Origin of the sequence: Pseudomonas frederiksbergensis (genome assembly GCF_003732665.1) — a bacterium.
In the GTDB taxonomy this organism is placed as follows: domain Bacteria; phylum Pseudomonadota; class Gammaproteobacteria; order Pseudomonadales; family Pseudomonadaceae; genus Aquipseudomonas; species Aquipseudomonas frederiksbergensis_G.
On record NZ_MOBP01000012.1, the window covers coordinates 273,755 to 298,120 of the forward strand.

The 24,366-nt window shown below is 62.9% G+C and carries 1 protein-coding gene (running past one end of the window); it reads left to right on the top strand.

What is annotated here, in order from left to right; genetic code table 11:
- Positions 1–49 precede the first annotated feature (49 nt).
- On the top strand, positions 50–24,366 hold the 5' portion of the coding sequence (locus tag BK665_RS18515; RefSeq protein WP_123407967.1) for a non-ribosomal peptide synthase/polyketide synthase. The gene runs 6,517 nt beyond the window's last position; 24,317 of the gene's 30,834 nt are visible here — the first part of the coding sequence; it begins with the start codon at positions 50–52; its stop codon lies beyond the right edge, outside the window.

Genomic DNA, 24,366 nt, shown 5'->3' on the forward strand with positions numbered 1-24,366 from the left:
ACATTTTTCATCGTCAACCACCCCCGAATTCAAAAAAGCAGGTTCTTCGATGCAATTCAGCGATTTGATGGCCGTTCTTTCTCTGCACCCGATCCGTCTCCAACTGGATGATGGTGACCTTGTGATCCTGGGCGATGACGAAGGGCTGGACAGCACGCTGTGGGACAGTCTTGGCCTGCATAAGAACGAACTGATCGCGCTGGTGACGAGAAACGGTGGCGACTGGCTGAGCCCGGCGTTCCGCATTACCCCGGACATGCTGCCCCTTGCCAGCCTGACCCAGGACGAGATCGACCGCATCGTCGAAACCGTGCCCGGCGGCGCCGGTAATGTGCAGGACATCTACCCCCTGGCGCCGTTGCAGGAAGGCATTCTTTACCATCACCTCGCCGCCGAGCAGGGTGACCCGTACGTGCTGCAAGCGCTGTTCGGCGCCGAGCAACGTTCGCGCCTCGACGACTTCACCCAAGCCTTGCAAGGTGTGATTGATCGCCATGACATCCTGCGCACCTCAGTGGTGTGGGAAGGGCTGGACGAGCCGGTGCAGGTGGTCTGGCACGAGGCGACATTGGCACTGGAAGAAATCACGCTCGACCCGGCCGACGGCGATATCGTCGGGCAACTGCAACAACGTTTCGATACGCAGCATTTCCGTCTGGACGTGGGCCTCGCGCCGCTGATGCGCCTGGTGTGCGCGCAGGACCGCGAAAACAACCGTTGGGTGGCGATCCTGTTGTTCCATCACATGGCCCTGGACCACGCCGCGCTGGAACTGGTGCAGCATGAGATGCAGGCGTTCCTGCTCGGCGAGGGCGAGGCCTTGCCTGCCGCGATGCCGTTTCGTAACTACGTGGCGCAGGTCCGTCTCGGTGTCGGCCGCGACGCCCATGAGGGGTTTTTCCGCGACATGCTCGGTGATATCGATGAGCCGACCCTGCCGTTCGGCTTGACCGGTGTGCCGGCACATGAACCGCTGATCGAAGAAGTGCATCTGCCGATCGACGCCACGCTCAGCCTGCGCCTGCGGGCCTTGGCCCGGCAATTGGGGGTGAGCGCCGCGAGCCTGCATCACTTGGCGTGGGCGCGCGTGGTGGGCACTGTGTCCGGGCGTGAAGACGTGGTGTTCGGCACCGTGCTGATGGGCCGGATGCAGGGCGGCGACGGCTCGGATCGGGCCTTGGGCATGTTCATCAACACCTTGCCGCTGCGGGTGAAACTGGCCGGGCAGGGCGCGCGGGATGCCGTCAAAACCACCCACGCCGACCTGGCGGCGCTGCTCGGCCATGAACACGCCTCGCTGGCACTGGCCCAGCGTTGCAGCGGCGTGCCGGCACCGGCGCCGTTGTTCGGTTCGCTGCTTAACTATCGCCACAGTGGCACGGCGCAGGCCCCGACCACCGAGTCGCTGAAAGCCTGGGCCGGTTTGCAATCCCTGGGCGGTGAAGAGCGCACCAACTATCCGCTGACCTTGTCGGTGGATGACCTGGGCGAAGGTTTCAGCCTGAGCATTCTGGCGTTGGCCGAGATCGGCGCGCAGCGGGTCGGCGACTACATGCTGACGGCGCTGGCGGGCCTGGCCCGGGCCCTGGAGCAGACACCGGAGCTGGCGCTGCATCAGCTCAGTATCTTGCCGGACGACGAGCTGCGGCAGGTGTTGCTGGATTTCAACGGCACCGCTCGCCGCTATCCGAAAGACAGCACGGTCCATGGGTTGTTTGAAGCGCAGGTGCTGGCTCAACCGCAGGCGATGGCAGCGGTTCATGATGGACAAAGCCTGACCTACAACGAACTCAACACCCGTGCCAACCAATTGGCCCACCACCTGATTGGCCTCGGCGTTCAGCCGGGCGAGAGCGTGGCAATTCTGGTGGAGCGTTCCCTTGAGCTGCTGGTCAGCCAGTTGGCCGTCCTCAAGTGCGCCGCCGTGTATGTGCCGCTGGACATCAGCGCGCCGCTCGAACGCCAGGGTTTCATGGTGCAGGACAGCGGGGCGCGAGTCGTGCTGGCGCTGAGCACCGCGACAGTGCCCGAAGCCATTCAACGCGTGGATCTGGACACCTTGGCGCTCGACAGTCCGGCATCCAACCCAAGACTCATACAGTCCAGCGAAGCCCCGGCCTACATCATGTACACCTCGGGCTCGACCGGTACACCGAAAGGTGTTGTGGTTCCGCACCGGGCGATCAACCGCTTGGTGATCAACAACGGCTACGCCGAATTCAACGCCCAGGATCGGGTGGCGTTCGCCTCGAATCCGGCGTTCGACGCCAGCACCCTCGACGTCTGGGCGCCGTTGCTCAATGGCGGTTGCGTGGTGATCGTCGAGCAGGACGTTCTGCTCTCCCAGGAACGTTTCCGCACGCTGCTGATTGAGCAAAAGATCAGCGTGTTGTGGATGACCGCAGGCTTGTTCCACCAATACGCCGCCGGTTTGATGACCGTGTTTGGCCAGTTGCGCTACCTGATCGTCGGCGGTGACGTGCTCGACCCGGGCGTGATCAGCCGCGTGCTGAAAGAAGGCGCGCCGCAGCATCTGCTCAACGGCTACGGCCCGACCGAAGCCACGACCTTCACCACGACCTATGAAATCAAGGCTGTCGGCGACGGTAGCATTCCGATTGGTCGCCCGGTGGGCAACACCCGGGTCTATGTGCTGGACGCCTATCAACAGCCCATGCCGGTTGGTGTGGCCGGCGAGTTGTATATCGGCGGCGATGGCGTGGCCAAAGGGTATTTGAACCGCCCGGAACTCACTGCCGAAAAATTTGTGGCGGACCCCTTCAGCGCCGATGCCTTGCTCTACCGCACGGGCGATTTGGTGCGCTGGCTGGCGGACGGCACTGTGGAATACCTGGGGCGCAACGACGACCAGGTGAAAATCCGTGGTTTCCGTGTCGAACTGGGCGAGATCGAAGCCCGGTTGGCTGAGTGCGCGGGCGTGAAAGACGCCGTGGTCCTGGCGCGACAGGATGAGTCCGGGCCGAAACGCTTGGTCGGTTATGTGATTGCCGAACCGGGTGTGAGCCTGTCAGCGCAAGCGTTGCGCGCTGAACTCGCCGCCTCGCTGGCCGAGTACATGGTGCCCAGCGCTTTTGTGGTGCTGGATGTGTTCCCGCTGACGCCCAACGGCAAACTGGATCGCCGCGCATTGCCAATCCCGGACGCCGATGCCTACGCCAGCCGCGAGTACGAAGCCCCCCAGGGCGAAGTCGAGGAAACCCTCGCCCGCCTGTGGGCCGATGTGCTGAAGGTGGAACGGGTCGGTCGTCACGATCACTTCTTCGAACTGGGCGGCCACTCGCTGTTGGCGGTCACGTTGATCGAGCGCATGCGTCAGGCGGATTTGAGCGCCGATGTGCGCATCCTGTTCAGCCAGCCAACCCTGGCGGCATTGGCTGCCGCCGTCGGTAGCGGCAAGGAAATCAGCGTTCCGGCGAACCTGATTGCGCTCGATTGCCAACACATCACCCCGGATTTGCTGCCGCTGGCCGACCTGACCCAGGACACCATCGACCGCATCGTAGCCACCGTCCCCGGCGGCGCCCGCAACGTGCAGGACATCTACCCCCTGGCGCCGTTGCAGGAAGGCATCCTCTTTCACCATTTGGCCGCCGAACAGGGCGATCCTTATGTGCTGCAAAGCCAATTCGCCTTTGAAAACCGCGAGCGTCTGGATGCATTCATTCAAGCGCTGCAAGGGGTGATTGATCGCCATGACATCCTGCGCACCGGTGTGGTCTGGGATGGCCTGCAGACCCCGGCCCAAGTGGTCTGGCGTGAAGCGAAACTGCATCTGGAAGAGGTGACGCTCGACCCGGCCGCCGCAGATGCTGTCGGCCAATTGAGCCAGCGCTTCGACCCGCGCCATCACCGACTGGATGTCAGTCAGGCGCCGATGATGCGTCTGGCGTACGCCCAGGATGCAGCCAATCAGCGTCTGGTCGCGACGTTGCTGTTCCACCACATGGCGCTGGACCACACCGCCATGGAAGTGGTGCAGCACGAGATGCAGGCGTACTTGCAGGGCGAGGCCGATCAACTGAGCGCCGCCGTGCCGTATCGCAATTACGTGGCCCAGGCGTGCCTGGGTGTCAGCCGCGAAGAACACGAAGGGTTTTTCCGCGACATGCTCGGCGACATCGATGAGCCGACCCTGCCGTTTGGTTTGCAGGATGTGCAGGGCGATGGCCGCGATATCGAGGAACATGCGCAATTTGTCGATACAGCGCTGGACGTGCGTCTGCGGGCGCAGGCCCGTCAGCTTGGGGTGAGTGCGGCAAGTTTGGTGCATCTGGCTTTTGCCCAGGTGCTGGGCAAGGTGTCGGGCAAGCAGGACGTGGTGTTCGGCACGGTGCTGATGGGCCGGATGCAGGGCGGCGATGGCGCTGACCGGGCGCTGGGGATGTTCATCAACACCTTGCCGTTGCGGGTCGATGTCGGTACTCAAGGCGTGAAGGCCGGAGTCAAAGCGACCCATGCCAGGCTGACGGCGTTGCTCGGTCATGAGCACGCGTCGCTGGCATTGGCGCAGCGGTGCAGCGGGGTGGTCGCGCCATTGCCGCTGTTCAGTGCGTTGCTCAACTATCGGCACAGCGCGGTGGGCGATGTTTCGGCCCAAGCGGTGGATGCATGGCGGGGCATGGAAGTGTTGAGTGGCGAAGAGCGCACCAACTATCCGCTGACGTTGAACGTGGATGACTTGGGTCATGGCTTCAAATTGACCGTGCTGGTGGGCGCTGGCATCGGGGCGCAGCGGGTTTGCGCTTATATGGATGCGGCGCTGGAAAGTCTGGTGCAGGCGTTGGAACAGACGCCTCAGGCTGCGTTGTACCGGTTATCGATTTTGCCGGTGGCGGAGCGGGCGAAGCTGTTGGTTGAGTTCAATGCCAGCGAAGCGGTGTACCCGGTGGATCAGACGGTTCATGGGTTGTTTGAGGCTCAGGTTGAGCGGACGCCGGACGCCGTGGCAGTGGTTTATGGTGAACAACGCCTGAGTTATCGCGAGTTGAATGAACGGGCGAACCGGTTGGCGCATTACCTGCGCGGGCAGGGTGTTCGGGCGGACTCTCGGGTGGCGATTTGCGTTGAACGAAACGCCGATATGGTCGTTGGGTTGCTGGCGATCCTGAAGGCTGGCGGGGGTTATGTGCCGCTGGACCCAGCTTATCCGCTGGATCGGATTGCTTACATGCTGGAAGACAGCGCGCCGGCCGTGGTATTGGCGCAAGCCGCCACGCTGGGGCTGTTGGCGGACGCTTCGATGCCTGTGGTTAATCTCGATAGCGGCGTTTGGCAGGACGAATCCGTCTCGAGTCCTGTGATTAAAGGCCTGACCTCGGCGCATCTGGCTTATGTGATCTACACCTCCGGTTCCACCGGGTTGCCGAAAGGCGTGATGATTGAACATCGCAACACGGTAAATTTCCTGACCTGGGCGCATCGCTCGTTCGATAACGCCACGTTGGCGAAAACCCTGTTCTCAACGTCGTTGAACTTCGACTTGGCAGTCTACGAATGCTTCGCGCCGCTGACCTCGGGCGGCAGCATTACCGTCGTTAAGAATGTGCTGGAACCGCAAGACGACATCACCCTCATCAACACCGTACCGTCAGCGCTTAAAGCGTTGCTGGAATCCGGCGGCCTCAGCAAAACCGTGCACACGGTCAATGTGGCCGGTGAGGCGCTAAAACGCAGCCTTGTCGAAAACCTGTTCGAACAAACCGGCGTCCAGCGCCTGTGCAACCTCTACGGCCCATCCGAAACCACGACCTACTCAAGTTGGGTGTCGATGGATAGAGAGGACGGTTTCGCCGCCCACATCGGCAAACCGGTCGCCAACACCCAGTTCTACTTGCTGGATGAACACCAACAACCCGTGCCACTGGGCGTCCCGGGTGAAATCTACATCGGCGGCGCCGGCGTGGCGCGGGGCTATCTGAACCGCGACGACCTTACCGCCGAACGCTTCCTCAGCGATCCCTTCAACACAACCGGCCGGATGTATAGAACGGGCGACCTCGGCCGCTACCTGAACGACGGCAACATCGAATACCTGGGCCGCAACGACGATCAGGTGAAAATCCGCGGTTTCCGCATCGAGTTGGGCGAGATCGAAACCAAACTCGCCCAACACGCAGACATCAACGAAGCCGTGGTCCTGGCCCGGGAAGACATCCCCGGCGAAAAACGCCTGGTCGCGTACTACACCGCGCCAGAAACACTCAACATCGATCAGTTGCGTAGCCACCTGCAAACCCAACTCCCGGACTACATGGTCCCGGCTGCCTACGTGCATCTCGAAAAACTGCCATTAACCCCCAACGGCAAACTCGACCGCAAAGCCCTGCCAGCCCCGGACTCCGCCGCCGTCATCACCCGCACCTACGAAGCCCCGGTTGGCGAAACCGAAATCGCCCTGGCAAACATCTGGCAAGACCTGCTCGGCCTGCCGCAAGTCGGCCGTCACGACCATTTCTTCGAGCTCGGCGGTCACTCGCTGTTGGCTGTGAGCCTGATCGGACGTATGCGCCAGCTCGGTCTGTCGGCGGACATTCGTGTGCTCTTCGGTCAACCGACCCTGGCGGCGCTGGCCGCCGCAGCGGGTAGCGATCATGAAACCGTGGTCCCGGCCAACAACATCCATCTGGGCTGCACCCACATCACCCCGGACATGCTGACCCTGGTCAAACTCGACCAGGACGCCATCGACCGTATCGTCGCCACCGTCTCCGGTGGTGCGCGCAACGTGCAGGACATCTACCCGCTGGCGCCGTTGCAGGAAGGCATTCTCTACCACCACATCGCCGCGCCGAAGGGCGACCCCTATGTGCTGAAAGCCACGTTCACCGTCGCCGATCGCGAACGCCTCGACGCCTTCGCCCGTGCGCTGCAAAACGTCATCGACCGCCACGACATCCTGCGCACGTCGGTGTTCTGGCAGGGCCTCGACGAGCCGGTGCAAGTGGTGTGGCGCAAAGCGCAACTGGCGGTCGAGGAAATCAAGTTTGACGCCGCCGAAGGCGAAATCGCCGACCGCCTGCGCGAACAATTCGACACCCTGCATTACCGCCTCGACATGCAACAGGCGCCACTGATGCGCATCGCCTTCACCCACGACGCGCCGAATCAGCGCTGGGTCGCGATGCTGCTGTTCCACCACATGGCCCTCGATCACGTCGCTTTGGAAGTGGTGCAGCAGGAGATGCAAGCGCATCTGCTGGGTCAGGCCGATGTGTTGGGCGCAGCGGTGCCGTATCGCAACTACGTGGGTCAAGCGCGACTGGGCGTCAGCCGCGAGGAGCACGAAGCGTTTTTCCACGGCATGCTCGGTGATATCGACGAGCCGACCTTGCCGTTCGGTGTGCAGGACGTGCGCGGCGATGGCAGTGACATCGAAGAATCCGCACTGGACCTCGACGCCGACCTGAGCCGTCGTCTGCGTGCCCAGGCCCGGCAATTGGGCGTGAGTGCGGCGAGCCTGCACCACTTGGCCTGGGCTCAGGTATTGGGCCGAGTTAGCGGACGTGAAGACGTGGTGTTCGGCACCGTGCTGATGGGCCGGATGCAGGGAGGCGAGGGCGCCGAACGGGCGCTGGGGATGTTCATCAACACCTTGCCGCTGCGGGTCGATCTCGGTGAGTTGAGCGTGCGCGACGGGGTAAAAGCCACCCACGGGCGCCTGAGCGGATTGCTCGGTCATGAACATGCTTCGTTGGCCCTGGCCCAGCGTTGCAGCGGCGTGGTCGCGCCGTTGCCGTTGTTCAGCGCGTTGCTCAACTATCGGCACAGCGCCGCGCATGCGCTGTCGGGAGAAACCCTGACGGCGTGGGACGGCATCGAGTCGCTGAGCAACGAAGAACGCACCAACTACCCGCTGACCCTGTCGGTGGATGATCTGGGCGAAGGTTTCCGCATCACCGCGCTGGCCGTGCCACACATCGGCGCCGAGCGTATCTGTACGTACCTGAATATCGCGTTGCAGCATCTGGTCGAAGCGCTGGAGCAGGCGCCAGACACCGCGTTGCTCAGCCTGCCGATCCTGCCGACCGCCGAGCGTCAACAACTGTTGGTGGACTTCAACGCGACGGCCAGAAGCTATCCGCAGGACAAAACCGTTCACGGGTTGTTTGAAGCGCAGGTCCTGGCGCACCCGGATGCAACAGCGGCGGTTCATAACACCGAAAGCCTGACTTACAACGAACTCAACACCCGGGCCAATCAACTGGCCCACCACCTGCTTGGCCTCGGCGTTCAGCCGGGCGAGAGCGTGGCGATTGTGCTGGAGCGCTCCCTTGAACTGCTGGTCAGCCAGTTGGCGATCAGCAAATGTGCCGCTGTGTATGTGCCGCTGGACATCAGCGCGCCGCTCGAACGCCAGGGTTTCATGGTGCAGGACAGCGGGGCGCGGACAGTGTTGACGCTGAGTTCAACTGTCGTGCCCGAAGACGTACAACGCGTGGATCTCGACACGGTAACGCTCGATAACCTGGCCAGCGACCCACAACTGCAACAGTCCAGCGAAGCCTCGGCCTACATCATGTACACCTCGGGTTCGACCGGTACACCGAAAGGCGTTCTGGTCCCGCACCGGGCGATCAACCGCTTGGTGATCAACAACGGCTACGCCGAATTCAACGCCCAGGATCGCGTGGCGTTCGCCTCGAATCCGGCGTTCGATGCCAGCACCCTCGACGTCTGGGCACCCTTGCTCAATGGCGGTTGCGTGGTGATCGTCGAGCAGGACGTGTTGCTCTCCCAGGAACGTTTCCGCACGCTGCTGATTGAGCAAAAGATCAGCGTGTTGTGGATGACCGCAGGTTTGTTCCACCAATACGCCGCCGGTTTGATGACCGTGTTTGGCCAATTGCGCTACCTGATCGTCGGCGGCGACGTGCTCGACCCGGCCGTGATCAGCCGCGTGCTGAAAGAAGGCGCGCCGCAGCACCTGCTCAACGGCTACGGCCCGACCGAGGCCACGACGTTCTCGGCTACCTACGAAATCAAGCAGGCCGGCGCGGGCAGCATTCCGATTGGTCGCCCGGTCGGCAACACGCGGCTGTACCTGCTGGATACACAGGGCCAACCGGTGCCGATTGGCGTGGCGGGTGAGTTGTACATCGGCGGTGACGGTGTGGCCAAGGGGTATCTGAACCGTCCCGAACTCACTGCCGAGAAATTTGTGGCGGACCCGTTCAGCCCAGGGGCCTTGCTGTACCGCACGGGTGACCTTGGTCGCTGGTTGCCGGACGGCAATGTGGAATACCTGGGACGCAACGATGACCAGGTGAAAGTCCGTGGTTTCCGCATCGAACTCGGCGAAATTGAAGCGCGTCTGGGCGAATGCGCAGGTGTGAAAGACGCCGTAGTGCTGGCCCGTCAGGATGAATCCGGACCAAAACGCCTCGTCGCTTACGTGATCGCACAGCCACAGGTGAGCCTGTCAGTACAAGACCTGCGCGCCGAACTCGCCGCCTCCCTGGCCGACTACATGCTGCCCAGCGCCTTCGTGGTACTGGACCTGTTTCCGCTGACCGCCAACGGCAAACTCGACCGCCGCGCACTGCCGATCCCGGACGCCGATGCCTACGCCAGCCGCGAATACGAAGCCCCTCAGGGCGAAGTCGAACAAACCCTCGCGCGGCTGTGGGCCGACGTGCTCAAGGTTGAACGGGTCGGTCGTCACGACCACTTCTTCGAACTCGGCGGCCACTCGCTGCTGGCGGTGACCTTGATCGAACGCATGCGCCAGGCCGACTTGAGCGCCGATGTGCGCATCCTGTTCAGCCAGCCAACCCTGGCGGCACTGGCGGCGGCCATTGGCAGCGGCAAGGAAGTCAGCGTCCCGGCCAACCTGATTCCCGCGAACTGTGAGCACATCACCCCGGATTTTCTGCCGCTCGCCACCCTGACCCAAGACACCATCGACCGTATCGTCGCGACCGTCCCCGGCGGCGCGGCCAACGTGCAGGACATCTACCCCCTGGCGCCGTTGCAGGAAGGCATCCTCTATCACCACTTGGCCGCCGAACAGGGCGACCCGTACGTGCTGCAAACCCAGTTCGCCTTCGACAGTCGCGAACGTCTCGACGCCTTCGTCCAGGCCTTGCAGGTGGTGATCGGTCGCCATGACATCTTGCGCACTTCCGTGGTCTGGGAAGGCCTCGACGAACCGGTGCAAGTGGTCTGGCGCCAAGCCTTGCTGGAGCCGGAACACGTCGATCTCGACCCGGCGGCTGGCGATATCTCCACGCAACTGGGCAACCGTTTCGACGCCCGGCATTACCGCCTCGACCTGCGCCACGCGCCGCTGCTGCATGTCGCTTATGCCCAGGATGCCGGGCAAAACCGCTGGGTGGCGATCCTGCTGTTCCACCACATGGCGCTGGACCACACCGCGCTGGACGTGATGCAGCACGAGATGCAACTGCACCTGCTGGGTCAGAACGACCAGTTGGGCGAAGCGATGCCGTATCGCAACTACGTGGCCCAAGCGCGATTCGGCTTGAGTGCGGAGGAGCACGAGGCGTTTTTCCGCGACATGCTCGGCGAAGTCGATGAACCGACCCTGCCGTTCGGCTTGCAGGATGTGCAGGGCGACGGGCATGGCATCGACGAAGCGCGCCAACCGGTGGACCTGGCGCTGTCCAAACGCCTGCGGGCCCAGGCGCGGCAGCTCGGTGTGAGCGTTGCCAGTCTGGTGCATTTGGCCTGGGCGCAGGTGCTGGGCAAGGTGTCTGGCAAGGACGACGTGGTGTTCGGCACCGTGCTGCTCGGTCGTCTGCAAGCCGGCGACGGTGCGGACCGGGCGTTGGGGATGTTCATCAACACCTTGCCATTACGTGTCGATGTCGGCGCACAAGGCGCACGGGCCGGGGTCAAGGCCACCCATGCACGATTGACCGCGTTGCTCGGTCACGAACACGCCTCCCTGGCACTGGCCCAGCGTTGCAGCGGCGTGACCGCGCCGACGCCGCTGTTCAGTGCGTTGCTCAACTATCGACATAGCTCCGGCGAAGTCACCGAGGACGCGCTGTCGGCGTGGCAAGGCATTTCGGCCCTGGGCGGCGACGAACGCACCAATTACCCGCTGACCCTGAACGTCGATGACCTGGGCGAAGCCTTCTACCTGACCGCGCTGGTGGCCAAACCGATCGGTGCCGAGCGCATTTGCGCCTATATGCAAGTGGCCCTGGACAATCTGGTGCAGGCCCTGGAAAAAGCGCCGCAAACGCCGCTGCACGATTTGACCGTGCTGCCAGCCGCCGAACGCTTGCAGTTGCTGGACACCTGGAACACCACGGACATCGAGTACGCCCATGACGAGCTGATCCACCGCCAGGTCGAAGCCCGGGCAGCGGCGCAACCCGATGCCGTCGCCGTGGTGTTTGGAAACCTGTCCCTGACCTACGGCGAACTCAACGCCCGGGCCAATCAGATGGCCCATCGTTTGCTGGCCCTGGGCGTGCGCCCGGATGATCGGGTGGCGATCTGCGTCGAGCGTGGTCTGGAAATGATCGTCGGCCTGCTCGGCATCCTCAAGTCTGGCGCCGGTTACGTGCCGCTGGACCCGGCGTACCCCGCCGAGCGCATCGGCTACATGCTCTACGACAGCAGCCCGGTGGTGTTGGTGACGCAGTTGCCATTACGCGATCAACTGCCGCAAATGAACCTGCAGACACTGTTGCTCGACCTGATCGAAGCCAGCCACGAAGCCCCGCCGGCACAGCACAACCCTGACGTGCCGGGCCTGACCTCGGCGCACCTGGCCTACGTGATCTACACCTCGGGCTCCACCGGTCTGCCTAAAGGCGTGATGGTCGAGCATCGTAACGTTGCGCGGCTGTTCTCGGCGACGCAGCCGTGGTTCGACTTCGGCCCGCAAGATGTCTGGGCCTTGTTCCATTCCTTCGCCTTCGACTTCTCCGTGTGGGAAATCTGGGGCGCGCTGACCCACGGCGGCCAATTGCTGGTGGTGCCGCAACTGGTCAGCCGTTCGCCGCAATACTGCTATGCGCTGCTGTGCGAGGCTGGGGTCACGGTGTTGAACCAGACGCCAAGTGCCTTCCGCCAATTGATCGCGGCCCAGGGCGAAAGCGATGTGAGCCACAGCTTGCGCCAAGTCATCTTCGGCGGCGAAGCCCTGGAAACCGGCATCCTCAAACCCTGGTACGCCCGAGCGCAGAATGCGCAGACGCAACTGGTCAATATGTATGGCATCACCGAAACCACGGTCCACGTCACCTATCGGGCACTGACCGCCGACGATGCGCAATTGATCGGCGTTAGCCCGATTGGCGGGCGCATTCCCGACCTGCAACTGTACGTGCTGGATGCCCAGCGCGAGCCGGTGCCGGTCGGGGTGATCGGTGAAATGTACGTCGGTGGGGCGGGTGTCGCCCGTGGCTACCTGAACCGCGCCGAACTGACCGCCGAACGCTTCCTCAATAACCCGTTCAGCAGCGACCCAAGCGCTCGTCTGTACCGCACCGGTGACCTCGGTCGCTGGATGGCCGACGGCAGCGTCGAATACCTGGGCCGCAACGATGACCAGGTGAAAATCCGTGGTTTCCGCATCGAACTCGGCGAGATCCAGGCCAAACTCGCGGCGTGCAGCGGTGTGCGCGAAGCGGTGGTGCTGGCTCGTCAGGACACCGGCGACAAACGCCTGGTGGCCTATGTGATTGCCAAGGACGGCGAGCAACTGACCGCCGCCGAACTGCGTGCCGAGTTGCTGGAAACACTGGCGGACTACATGGTCCCGAGCGCTTTCGTGACCCTGACCTCCTTCCCGCTGACCACCAACGGCAAGCTCGATCGCCTGGCATTGCCGGTGCCGGATCAGTCCTCGGTGGTGAGCCGCGAATACGAAGCGCCCCAGGGCGAGGCCGAAGTGGCCATCGCTAAAATCTGGCAGGAGCTGCTGCAACTGGAGCAGGTCGGTCGCCACGATCACTTCTTCGAATTGGGCGGGCACTCGCTGCTGGCGGTGAAACTGATCGAACGCATGCGCCAGGTGGATCTGGCGGCGGATGTCCGTGTGCTGTTCGGCCAACCCACCCTGGCGGCGCTGGCGGCGGCAGTGGGTGGCGCGACAGAAATCGTCGTCCCGACCAACGCCATTCCTGAGGGCTGCACCCGCATCACCCCGGACATGTTGCCCCTGGCGACGTTGAGCCAGGAAGACATCGACCGCGTCGTAGCGGCGGTGCCCGGCGGCATCAGCAACGTGCAGGACATCTACGCCCTGGCGCCGTTGCAGGAAGGGATCCTGTATCACCATCTCGCGGCGCAGAAGGGTGATCCGTACTTGCAATACGCGATGTTCTCCTTCGACAGCCGCGAGCGTTTGGACACCTTCGCCAAAGCGCTGCAAGGCGTGGTTTCGCGCCACGACATCCTGCGCACCGGCGTGGTCTGGGAAAGCCTGGACGAACCGGTGCAAGTGGTCTGGCGTGCCGCCACGCTGGGACTGGACGAGATTGTGCTCGACCCGGCTGAAGGCGACATCGCCGAGCAACTGCGCGAACGCCTCGACCCACGGCATTTCCGCCTCGACATCCGTCAGGCGCCGATGATGCGCATCGGTTTTGCCGAAGACCTGGCCAACCAGCGCTGGATCGGCATGCTGCTGTTCCACCACATGGTGGACGACGCGACGTCGTTGGGCATGCTCACGGCGGAAATCGAAGCGCACATGCTCGGCCAGGAACACTTGCTCGGGACCTCGGTGCCGTACCGCAACTACGTGGCCCAGGCCCGGTTGGGCGTGAGCCGCGAGGACCATGAAGCGTTCTTCCGCGACATGCTCGGCGACATCGACGAACCAACCTTGCCCTTCGGCCTGCAAGATGTGCAGGGCGAGGGCCGCGACATTGAAGAAGTCCGCCAGGTGGTGGACGCGGTGCTCAGCAAACGCCTGCGGGCTCAGGCCCGTCAGCTCGGCGTGAGCGCGGCGAGCGTGTATCACCTGGCCTGGGCGCAGGTCTTGGCCCGCGTCTCGGGCAAGGACGACGTGGTGTTCGGCACGGTGCTGCTGGGCCGGATGCAGGGCGGCGAGGGCGCTGATCGTGCGTTGGGCATGTTCATCAACACCTTGCCATTGCGCGTGAGCCTGGGTGCCCAAGGCGTGCGCGCCGGGATCAAGGCCACCCACGCACGATTGACCGCGTTGCTCGGTCACGAACACGCGTCGCTGGTACTGGCCCAGCGCTGCAGCGGTGTTGCCGCGCCGACGCCGTTGTTCAGCGCACTGCTGAATTACCGTCACCTCGGCACGCGCCCGGTGTCCACCGAAGCCATCGCCGCATGGGATGGCATCCAGACGCTGGACGGTGAAGAACGCACCAACTATCCGCTCTCGTTGTCGGTGGATGACCTCGGCGAAGGTTTTAACCTGACAGTCATGGCCTCGGCGCAGATTGGTGCCGGTCGGGTGTGTGGCTACATGCAATCGGTGTTGGAAAACCTCGTCGACGCGCTGGAGCAAGCGCCGCAAGCACTGTTGCACGGCTTGAAAATCCTGCCGAAAGCCGAGCGTTTGCAGTTGCTGGAAACCTGGAACACCACGGACAGCGTTTACGCCCATGACGCGTTGATTCATCGGCAGTTCGAAGCCCAGGTGCTCACGCAGCCCGAGGCAGTGGCCGTGGCGTTTGAAGCGTTGACGCTGACTTATGGTGAGCTCAACAACCGTGCGAATCAGATTGCCCATCACCTGATCGAGCTGGGCATTCGCCCGGATGATCGGGTGGCGATTTGTGTTGAACGGGGCCTGGAGATGATCGTTGGCCTGCTGGGGATTCTGAAGGCGGGCGCCGGTTATGTGCCGCTGGACCCGGCGTATCCCCAGGATCGGATCAGCTACATGCTGGAAGACAGCACGCCCGTCGCGGTGCTGGCGCAATCGGCGACCGAGCATCTGCTGGGCGCGATTTCGGTGCCGCTGATCAATCTCGATGGCGACGATTGGCAGGATAAATCCGTCGCCAATCCGTCGGTGCCGGGCCTGTCGTCATCGCACCTGGCTTACGTGATCTACACCTCGGGTTCGACCGGTTTGCCAAAGGGTGTGATGGTCGAACATCGCAACGTCGCCCGGTTGTTTTCGGCGACGCAGGAGTGGTTCGACTTTGGCCCGCAAGACGTCTGGGCCTTGTTCCACTCGTTTGCCTTCGACTTCTCGGTCTGGGAAATCTGGGGCGCGCTGACCCACGGCGGTCGTTTGCTGGTGGTGCCGCAACTGGTCAGCCGCTCGCCGCAAGATTGCTACACGCTGCTGTGCGAGGCCGGTGTCACGGTGCTGAACCAGACTCCGAGCGCGTTCCGCCAGTTGATTGCGGCGCAGGGCGAAAGCGCTCTGACCCACAACCTGCGGCAGGTGATTTTCGGCGGTGAAGCGCTGGAAACCGGGATTCTCAAGCCCTGGTATGCCCGTGCGCAGAATGGGCAGACGCAACTGGTCAACATGTACGGCATCACTGAAACCACGGTGCACGTGACTTATCGCCCACTGACCGCCGACGACGCTCAGCTTGTTGGCATTAGCCCGATTGGTGGGCGCATTCCCGATTTGCAACTGTACGTGCTCGACGCTCAGCGCGAGCCAGTGCCCGTAGGTGTGGTCGGTGAAATGTACGTCGGCGGCGCGGGTGTCGCCCGTGGTTATCTGAACCGTCCTGAACTGAACAGCGAACGCTTTATCCCGGATACCTTCAGCGGCCGTGCCGACGCACGGCTGTACCGCACCGGTGACTTGGGTCGCTGGTTGGCGGACGGCAGCGTTGAATACCTGGGCCGTAACGACGATCAGGTGAAGATTCGCGGTTTCCGCATCGAGTTGGGTGAAATCGAAGCGAAACTGGCGGCGTGCGACAACGTGCGCGAAGCGGTGGTCATCGCCCGGGAAGATGAGCCGGGAGACAAGCGCCTGGTGGCGTATGTGATCGCCAATCAGGACACGCTGCTGTCAGTCGCGGATTTGCGCACTCAGCTACTGGAATCCTTGGCGGAATACATGGTGCCGAGCGCCTTCGTGACCCTGGCTGCGTTCCCGCTGACTACCAACGGCAAGCTCGACCGCAAGGCCCTGCCAGCGCCGGATTCGGCAGCCTACGCCAGTCGTGAATACGCCGCGCCGAAAGGCGAAGTCGAACACACCATCGCCGCCATCTGGCAGGAGTTGCTCAAGATCGAGCAGATCGGCCGGCATGACAATTTCTTCGAACTCGGTGGCCATTCACTGTTGGCGGTGAAACTCATCGAACGCATGCGCCAGGTCGATCTGGCTGCCGATGTCCGCGTGCTATTCGGTCAACCAACCCTGGCGGCACTGGCCGCTGCGGTGGGGGAGCAGACGGAAGTCGTGGTCCCGGTAAATCGCATTACTGCGGATTGCCAACGCATCACCCCGGACATGCTGCCCCTGGCGGACCTGGATCAGGACGCCATCGACCGCATCGTCGCCACCGTGCCCGGCGGCATCGCCAACGTGCAGGACATCTATGCCCTGGCGCCGTTGCAGGAAGGCATTCTTTACCATCACCTGGCGGCGACCCAAGGTGACCCGTACGTGCTGCAAGTGGTGTTCGGTTTTGACAACCGCGAGCGGGTCGACGCATTTGCCCAGGCGTTGCAGAGCGTAGTGGCGCGCAACGATATCTTGCGCACCAGCATGGTCTGGAAAGGCCTCGAAACCCCAGTGCAAGTGGTCTGGCGCGACGCGCAAATGGCTGTTGAACAGGTCGAGGCCGATCCGGCGGCGGGGGATGTGGTGCAGCAGTTGCACAGCCGTTTCGACCCGCGTCATTACCGCCTCGACATCGCCCAGGCGCCGTTGATGCGTCTGGCCTATGCGCAGGATCCGGTCAATAACCGTTGGGTCGGCATGCTGCTGTTCCATCACATGGCCCTGGACCACACGGCGCTGGAAGTGGTGGTGCATGAAATGCAGGCCCATTTGCTGGGTCAGTCGCAGCAACTCGGCGCTGCGGTGCCGTACCGCAATCACGTGGCCCAGGCCCGTTTGGGCGTGAGTCGCGAGCAACATGAAGCGTTCTTCCGCGACATGCTCGGCGATATCGATGAGCCGACACTGCCCTTCGGTTTGCAGGATGTGCAGGGCGACGGCAGCGGTATCGAAGAACAGCATCAAATGGTCGATTCAGCGTTGGCCGGGCGTCTGCGGGTGCAGGCGCGGCAGCTTGGCGTTAGCGCCGCGAGCCTGGTGCATCTGGCCTGGGCGCAGGTGGTGGGTCGGGTGTCGAGTCGTGAAGAAGTGGTGTTCGGCACCGTGCTGATGGGCCGGATGCAGGGCGGCGACGGTGCCGATCGGGCGCTGGGCATGTTCATCAATACCTTGCCGTTGCGCGTTAGCGTCGGGGCTCAAGGTGCACGGGCCGGGGTCAAGGCCACCCATGCCCGGCTCTCGGCGTTGCTGGGGCATGAGCATGCTTCGTTGTCCCTGGCCCAACGTTGCAGTGGGGTGCCGGGTTCGTTGCCGCTGTTCAGCACCTTGTTGAACTACCGGCATAGCGCGGCGGGCACGGTGTCCGACGAGGCGGTTGGGGCCTGGAGCGGGATCCAGACGCTGAGCATGGAAGAGCGGACCAACTATCCGTTGTGCCTGAACGTGGATGATCTGGGTGACGACTTTATGCTGACCGCGCAAGCGGTGGTTGAGGTTGGGGCCGGACGGGTGTGTGAGTACATGCACTCGGCGTTGGCAAGTCTGACGGATGCGCTGGAATTTGCGCCTGAGACGGCGTTGCGCGGGTTGTCGATCTTTCCGGTGGCGGAGCGGGCGAAGCTGTTGGTTGAGTTCAATGCCAGCGAAGCGGTGTACCCGGTGGATCAGACGGTTCATGGGTTGTTTGAGGCTCAGGTTGAGCGGACTCCGGACGCCGTGGCAGTGGTTCATGGTGAGCAGCGGTTGAGTTATCGCGAGTTGAACGAACGGGCGAACCGGTTGGCGCATTACCTGCGCGGGCAGGGGGTGCGGGCGGATTCTCGGGTGGCGATTTGTGTGGAGCGCACGGCGGATATGGTCGTTGGGTTGCTGGCGATTCTGAAGGCTGGGGGCGGTTATGTGCCGCTGGATCCGGCTTATCCGCTGGATCGGATTGCTTACATGCTCGAAGACAGCGCGCCGGCCGTGGTGTTGGCGCAAGCCGCGACATTGGGGCTGTTGGCTGAAGCTTCGATGCCGGTCATCAATCTGGATAGCAGCATTTGGCAGGACGAATCCGTCTCCAACCCTGTGATTGAAGGCCTGACCCCGGCGCATCTGGCTTATGTGATCTACACCTCCGGTTCAACCGGGTTGCCGAAAGGCGTGATGATTGAACACCGCAACACGGTGAACTTCCTGACCTGGGCCCATCGCTCGTTCGATAACGCCACGTTGGCAAAAACCCTGTTCTCAACGTCGTTGAACTTCGATCTCGCGGTTTACGAGTGTTTTGCGCCGCTGACCTCGGGCGGCAGCATTACCGTCGTTAAGAATGTGTTGGAACCGCAAAACGACATCACCCTCATCAACACCGTACCCTCGGCGCTAAAGGCCTTGCTCGAATCCGGCGGCCTCAGCAAAACCGTGCACACGGTCAACGTCGCCGGCGAAGCGCTCAAACGCAGCCTCGTAGAAAACCTGTTCGAACAAACCAGCGTCCAGCGCCTGTGCAACCTCTACGGCCCATCAGAAACCACGACCTACTCAAGCTGGGTTTCGATGGATAGAGAGGACGGTTTCGCCGCCCACATCGGCAAACCGGTCGCCAACACCCAGTTCTACTTGCTCGACGAACATCAGCAACCAGTGCCCTTGGGTGTTCCGGGCGAAATCTACATCGGCGGCGCCGGTGTGGCGCGGGGCTATCTGAACCGCGACGACCTCACCGCCGAACGTTTCCTCAGTGATCCCTTCAGCAGCAACGGCCGCATGTATCGGACCGGCGATTTGGGCCGCTACCTGAATGACGGCAACATCGAATACCTCGGCCGCAACGACGATCAGGTGAAAATCCGCGGCTTCCGCATCGAACTCGGCGAGATTGAAACCAAACTCGCCCAACACGCAGACATCAACGAAGCCGTGGTCCTGGCCCGGGAAGACATCCCCGGCGAAAAACGCCTGGTCGCGTACTACACCGCGCCGCAAACCCTCGATATCGACGCGCTGCGCCGGCACCTGCAAACCCAACTGCCGGACTACATGGTCCCGGCCGCCTACGTGCACCTCGATGCATTGCCTCTCACCCCCAACGGCAAACTCGACCGCAAAGCGTTGCCCGTGCCGGACCTCGCTTCGCTGATCACCCGCACCTATGAAGCTCCGGTCGGTGAAGTCGAAATCGCTCTCGCCCACATCTGGCAAGACCTGCTCGGCCTGCCGCAAGTCGGCCGTCACGATCAGTTCTTCGAACTCGGCGGCCATTCGCTGCTGGCGATCCAGCTGATTTCCCAGGTGCGTCTGCGCCTCGGCGTGGAACTCGGTCTGACCGACCTGTTCGCCCAACCCGAACTCGCCGCGCTGGCCCAAGCCGTGGCCCAGGCCAGTCGCAGCACCTTGCCGGAGATCGTCACGGTTTCCCGGGATGAAGACTTGCCGCTGTCGTTCGCCCAACAGCGCCTGTGGTTCCTGGCGCAGATGGAGGGCGGCAGCGCGGCTTACCACATGCCCGCGGGTCTGCGTCTGCGCGGCAGGTTGGACGCCGTGGCTCTGCAACGCGCACTGGATCGGATCGTTGCCCGTCATGAGGCGTTGCGCACCACGTTTGTCCAGGCCCAGGGCGAGGACGCCTTCCAGCGCATCGCCCCGGCCGATATTGGCTTCAGGCTGATTCGTCACGACCTGCAAGCCCAGGCCGACGCCGAGGTGCAACTGCAACTGCTGGCCGCCGAAGAAGCCGTCGAACTGTTCGATCTGGAACACGGCCCATTGATTCGCGGCCGCTTGATTGGCCTCGATGCCGAGGACCATGTGCTGCTGGTGACCATGCACCACATCGTCTCCGACGGTTGGTCGATTGGCGTGCTGACCACCGAACTGGCAGCGTTGTATGAAGCGTTCCGCCACGGCCTCGACGATCCATTGCCGGCGCTGACCGTGCAATACGCTGATTACGCCGTGTGGCAACGCCGCTGGTTGAGCGGTGAAGTGCTGCAAACCCAGAACCACTACTGGCAACAAACCCTGGCTGACGCGCCGGCATTGCTGATGCTGCCCACCGACCGGCCACGCCCGGCGCAACAGGATTACGCAGGGGCCGCAATTCCGTTGGCCTTCGACGCAGCGCTGACCAGCGGCTTGAAAACCCTGAGCCAACGCCACGGCACCACGCTGTACACAACGCTGATGGCCGCATGGGCGCTGCTGCTCAGCCGCCTCTCGGGCCAGGATGAAGTGGTGATCGGTTCACCGGTGGCCAACCGTACCCGCGCTGAAGTCGAAGGGCTGATCGGTTTCTTCGTCAACACCCTGGCGGTGCGCGTTGATGTCTCTGGCGCGCCAACTGTTGAAACGCTGTTGACCCGGGTCAAGGCCCAAACCCTCGGCGCCCAGGCCCATCAGGACCTGCCGTTCGAACAAGTGGTGGAAGTGCTGAACCCGGTGCGCAGCCTGGCCCACAGTCCGCTGTTCCAGGCGATGCTGTCATGGCAGAACCTGGGCGGAAAAAACGACGCCGACCTGGTGCTCGGCGAGCTGAAACTTGAAGGCATCGGCGCGGCCAACCACGTCGCCAAATTCGATCTGTCGCTGGAACTCGGCGAGGTTCAGGGCCAGTTGTTCGGCAGCCTGGAATACGCCACGGCGTTGTTCGACGAATCCACCGTGCAACGTTACCTCGGCTATTTCGAACGCGTGCTGCGCGGCATGGTCGCGGACGATCAGGTGTCTGTGGAACAAATCGAGCTGCTCGACGAGGTTGAACGCCAGCGCTTGCTGGTCGATCTCAACGACACCCATGTGCCGTATCCACGGGACAAAACCATTCACCAGTTGTTTGAAGCCCGGGTCGAAGCCGAACCGGACGCCATCGCCGTGATCTTCGACGGCCAGCAGATGAGCTATGCCGAGCTGAACCGTCAGGCCAACCAATTGGCCCATCACCTGATCGGCTTGGGCATTCGCCCGGATGATCGGGTGGCGATTTGCGTCGAACGGGGCGCGGAAATGCTGGTGGGTCTGCTGGCGATTCTCAAGTCCGGCGCCGGTTACGTGCCGCTGGATCCGGCGTATCCCGCTGAACGTCTGGCCTACATGCTCAGCGACAGCACTCCATCGGTGCTCTTGACCCAATGTGCGCTACAAAACCGTCTGCCAGCGCTGGACGTACCGGTGGTGCTGCTCGATAAAACCGAGCGCGTCGCCGATGGCTATGACGACAACCCGGTGATCCTGTCCTTGGGCGTGCGTCATCTGGCCTACGTCATCTACACCTCCGGCTCAACCGGCACACCGAAAGGCGTGATGATCGAGCACCGTGGTTTGGTCAACTACACCCTTGATGCCATCAGACTGTTTGGCCTCAAAACGGCCGACACCGTGCTGCAACAAAACACCCTGAACTTCGATTTGTCGGTAGAGGAAATCTTCCCGGCCCTGATCGCGGGCGCCACGTTGGCCCCGAGCCGCGGCATTTTCGGCACCTCACAAAACGAAGACATCCGCCCAACCTTCCTGCACCTGACCGCCGCCCACTGGCACACCCTGGCCGCCGAATGGCACTACAACCCGGCGCTGGCCCAGGAACAGTTGCGCGACGTGCGGCTGATCAATGTCACGGGGGATGCGCTGTCCACGCAAAAACTGCAAATGTGGGAACAGATTCGTCCAGCCCACACGAAACTGGTCAACACCTATGGCCCGACCGAAGCCACGGTTTCCTGCACCGCGACCTACGTGACCTACGAAGCGCTGAACAGCAATGCGAGCATCGGCACGCCGATGGCCAACACCCGCATCTACCTGCTCGACGCGCACCTGCAACCGGTGCCGTTCGGCGTCACGGGTGAAATCTACATCGGCGGTGACGGCGTGGCTCGGGGTTACCTGAACCTCGACAAAATCACCGCCGAACGCTTCATCGCCGACCCGTTCAGCGATGCACCCCGCGCGCGCCTGTACAAAACCGGCGACCTGGCGCGTTATCGCCCGGACGGCGGTCTCGAATACCAGGGCCGTAACGACTTCCAGGTCAAGGTCCGTGGTTTCCGTATTGAACTGGGTGAGATTGAAGCGCGCCTGGGCGAGTGCAGTGGCGTGAAAGAAGTCGCGGTGATCGTCCGCGAAGACGCGCCGGGCGACAAACGTCTGGTCGCCTATGTCGTGCCGCAAACCGGCGTGACCCTGAGCGCTGCCAACCTGCGCGCCGAACTCGCACCGCAACTGGCCGAGTACATGCTGCCCAGCGCCTTCGTCAGCCTTGAAGCATTGCCGTTGACGCCGAATCGCAAACTCGACCGCCAGGCCTTGCCCATTCCGGACGCGACGGCTTTCGCCAATCGCACCCACGAAGCGCCGCAGGGCACGACCGAAATCGCCCTGGCGCAGATCTGGCAAGACTTGCTCAAAGTCGATGCGGTAGGGCGCCACGACCACTTCTTCGAACTCGGCGGCCACTCGCTGCTGGTCATGCGCCTGATTTCCCAGGTCCGCCAGCAACTGGGTGTAGAGATGAGCCTCACCGACGTCTTCGCCCACCCGAACCTGATCGCCCTGGCGCACGTGCTGGCCCAATCCGCCCGCAGCAGCCAACCGGATATCGTCCCGGTTTCCCGCGACCAGGCCTTGCCACTGTCCTTCGCCCAACAACGGCTGTGGTTCCTCGCTCAGTTGGAAGGCGCGAGCGCGGCGTATCACATCCCCACCGGTCTGCGCTTGCGCGGCGAACTCGACAACATTGCGCTGACCCGCGCCCTGAACCGCATCGTGGCCCGTCATGAATCCTTGCGCACCACCTTTGTGCAGGTAAACGGGCAGGACGCCGAGCAACGCATCGCACCGGCCGACAGCGGTTTCGCCTTGCAATTGCAGTCGCTGGCCAAGCACCCGGAGGCCGAAGCCGAGTTGTTGATTCTGGCTGGCGAAGAAGCGCGTCAGGCCTTCGATCTGGAACACGGTCCGCTGGTCCGTGGCCGACTGGTGCGCATGGCCGATGATGACCATGTGCTGCTGGTGACCCTGCACCACATCGTCTCGGACGGTTGGTCCGCCGACGTGCTGACTCGCGAACTGGGCGTTCTATACGAAGCGTTCCGCACCGGTGGCGAAGATCCGCTGCCGGAACTGTCGGTCCAGTACGCCGACTACTCCATCTGGCAACGCCTGTGGCTGACCGGGGAAGTGCTGCACACACAGGAAGCCTACTGGCAGCAAACCCTGGCCGGCGCCCCGGCGCTGTTGACCTTGCCATCCGATCGGCCACGCCCGGCGCAGCAGGACTATGCCGGCAGCGCTGTCGGTCTGGCGCTCGACGAAACGTTGACCCAGACGCTGAAAGCCTTGAGCCAGCGTCAGGGCACCACGTTGTTCATGACGATCATGGCAGCCTGGGCCACGGTGCTCAGTCGCTTGTCCGGGCAAACCGATGTGGTCATCGGCACACCCGCCGCCAACCGCTTGCGCGCCGAGGTCGAAGACATGATCGGCTTCTTCGTCAACACCCTGGCGCTGCGCATCGAAGTGTCGGCGGACGTGACGGTCGAAACCTTGCTGCAACAGGTCAAGGCGCAAACCCTGGGCGCCCAGGCCCATCAGGACTTGCCGTTCGAACAAGTCGTCGAAGTGGTGCGCCCGGTGCGCAGCCTGTCCCACAGCCCGGTGTTCCAGGCCATGCTGTCGTGGCAGAACAGCGAAAGCGCCGGCCTGGAGCTGGGCGATATGGCCCTGCAAGGCTTGGGCGTGACCAGCCGCACCGCGAAATTCGATGTGCTGCTGGACATGGCGGAAATCGGTGGCCGCTTGTTCGGTTCGCTGGAGTACGCCACTGCGCTGTTTGATCAAGCGACGATGGAGCGTTACCTCGGTTACCTCGAATCCGTCCTGCGCGCCATGGTCGCCGACGAACACGCCGTGCTCGCGCAAATCCCGCTGCTGGGTGATGACGAGCACGAGCATCTGCTGCGCACCTTCAACGACACGGCGGTCGAGTACCCGCAAGGGCTGACCTTGCCAGGGTTGTTCGACGCGCAGGTCGCGGTCAGTCCTGAGGCCATCGCCGTGAGCTTCGAAAACAGCCACTGGACTTATGCAGAACTGAACCGCCACGCCAACCAGATCGCCCATGGCTTGATCGAGCTGGGCATCCGCCCGGATGACCGCGTGGCCATCTGTGTGGATCGCAGCCTGGAAATGGTCGCGGGGCTGTT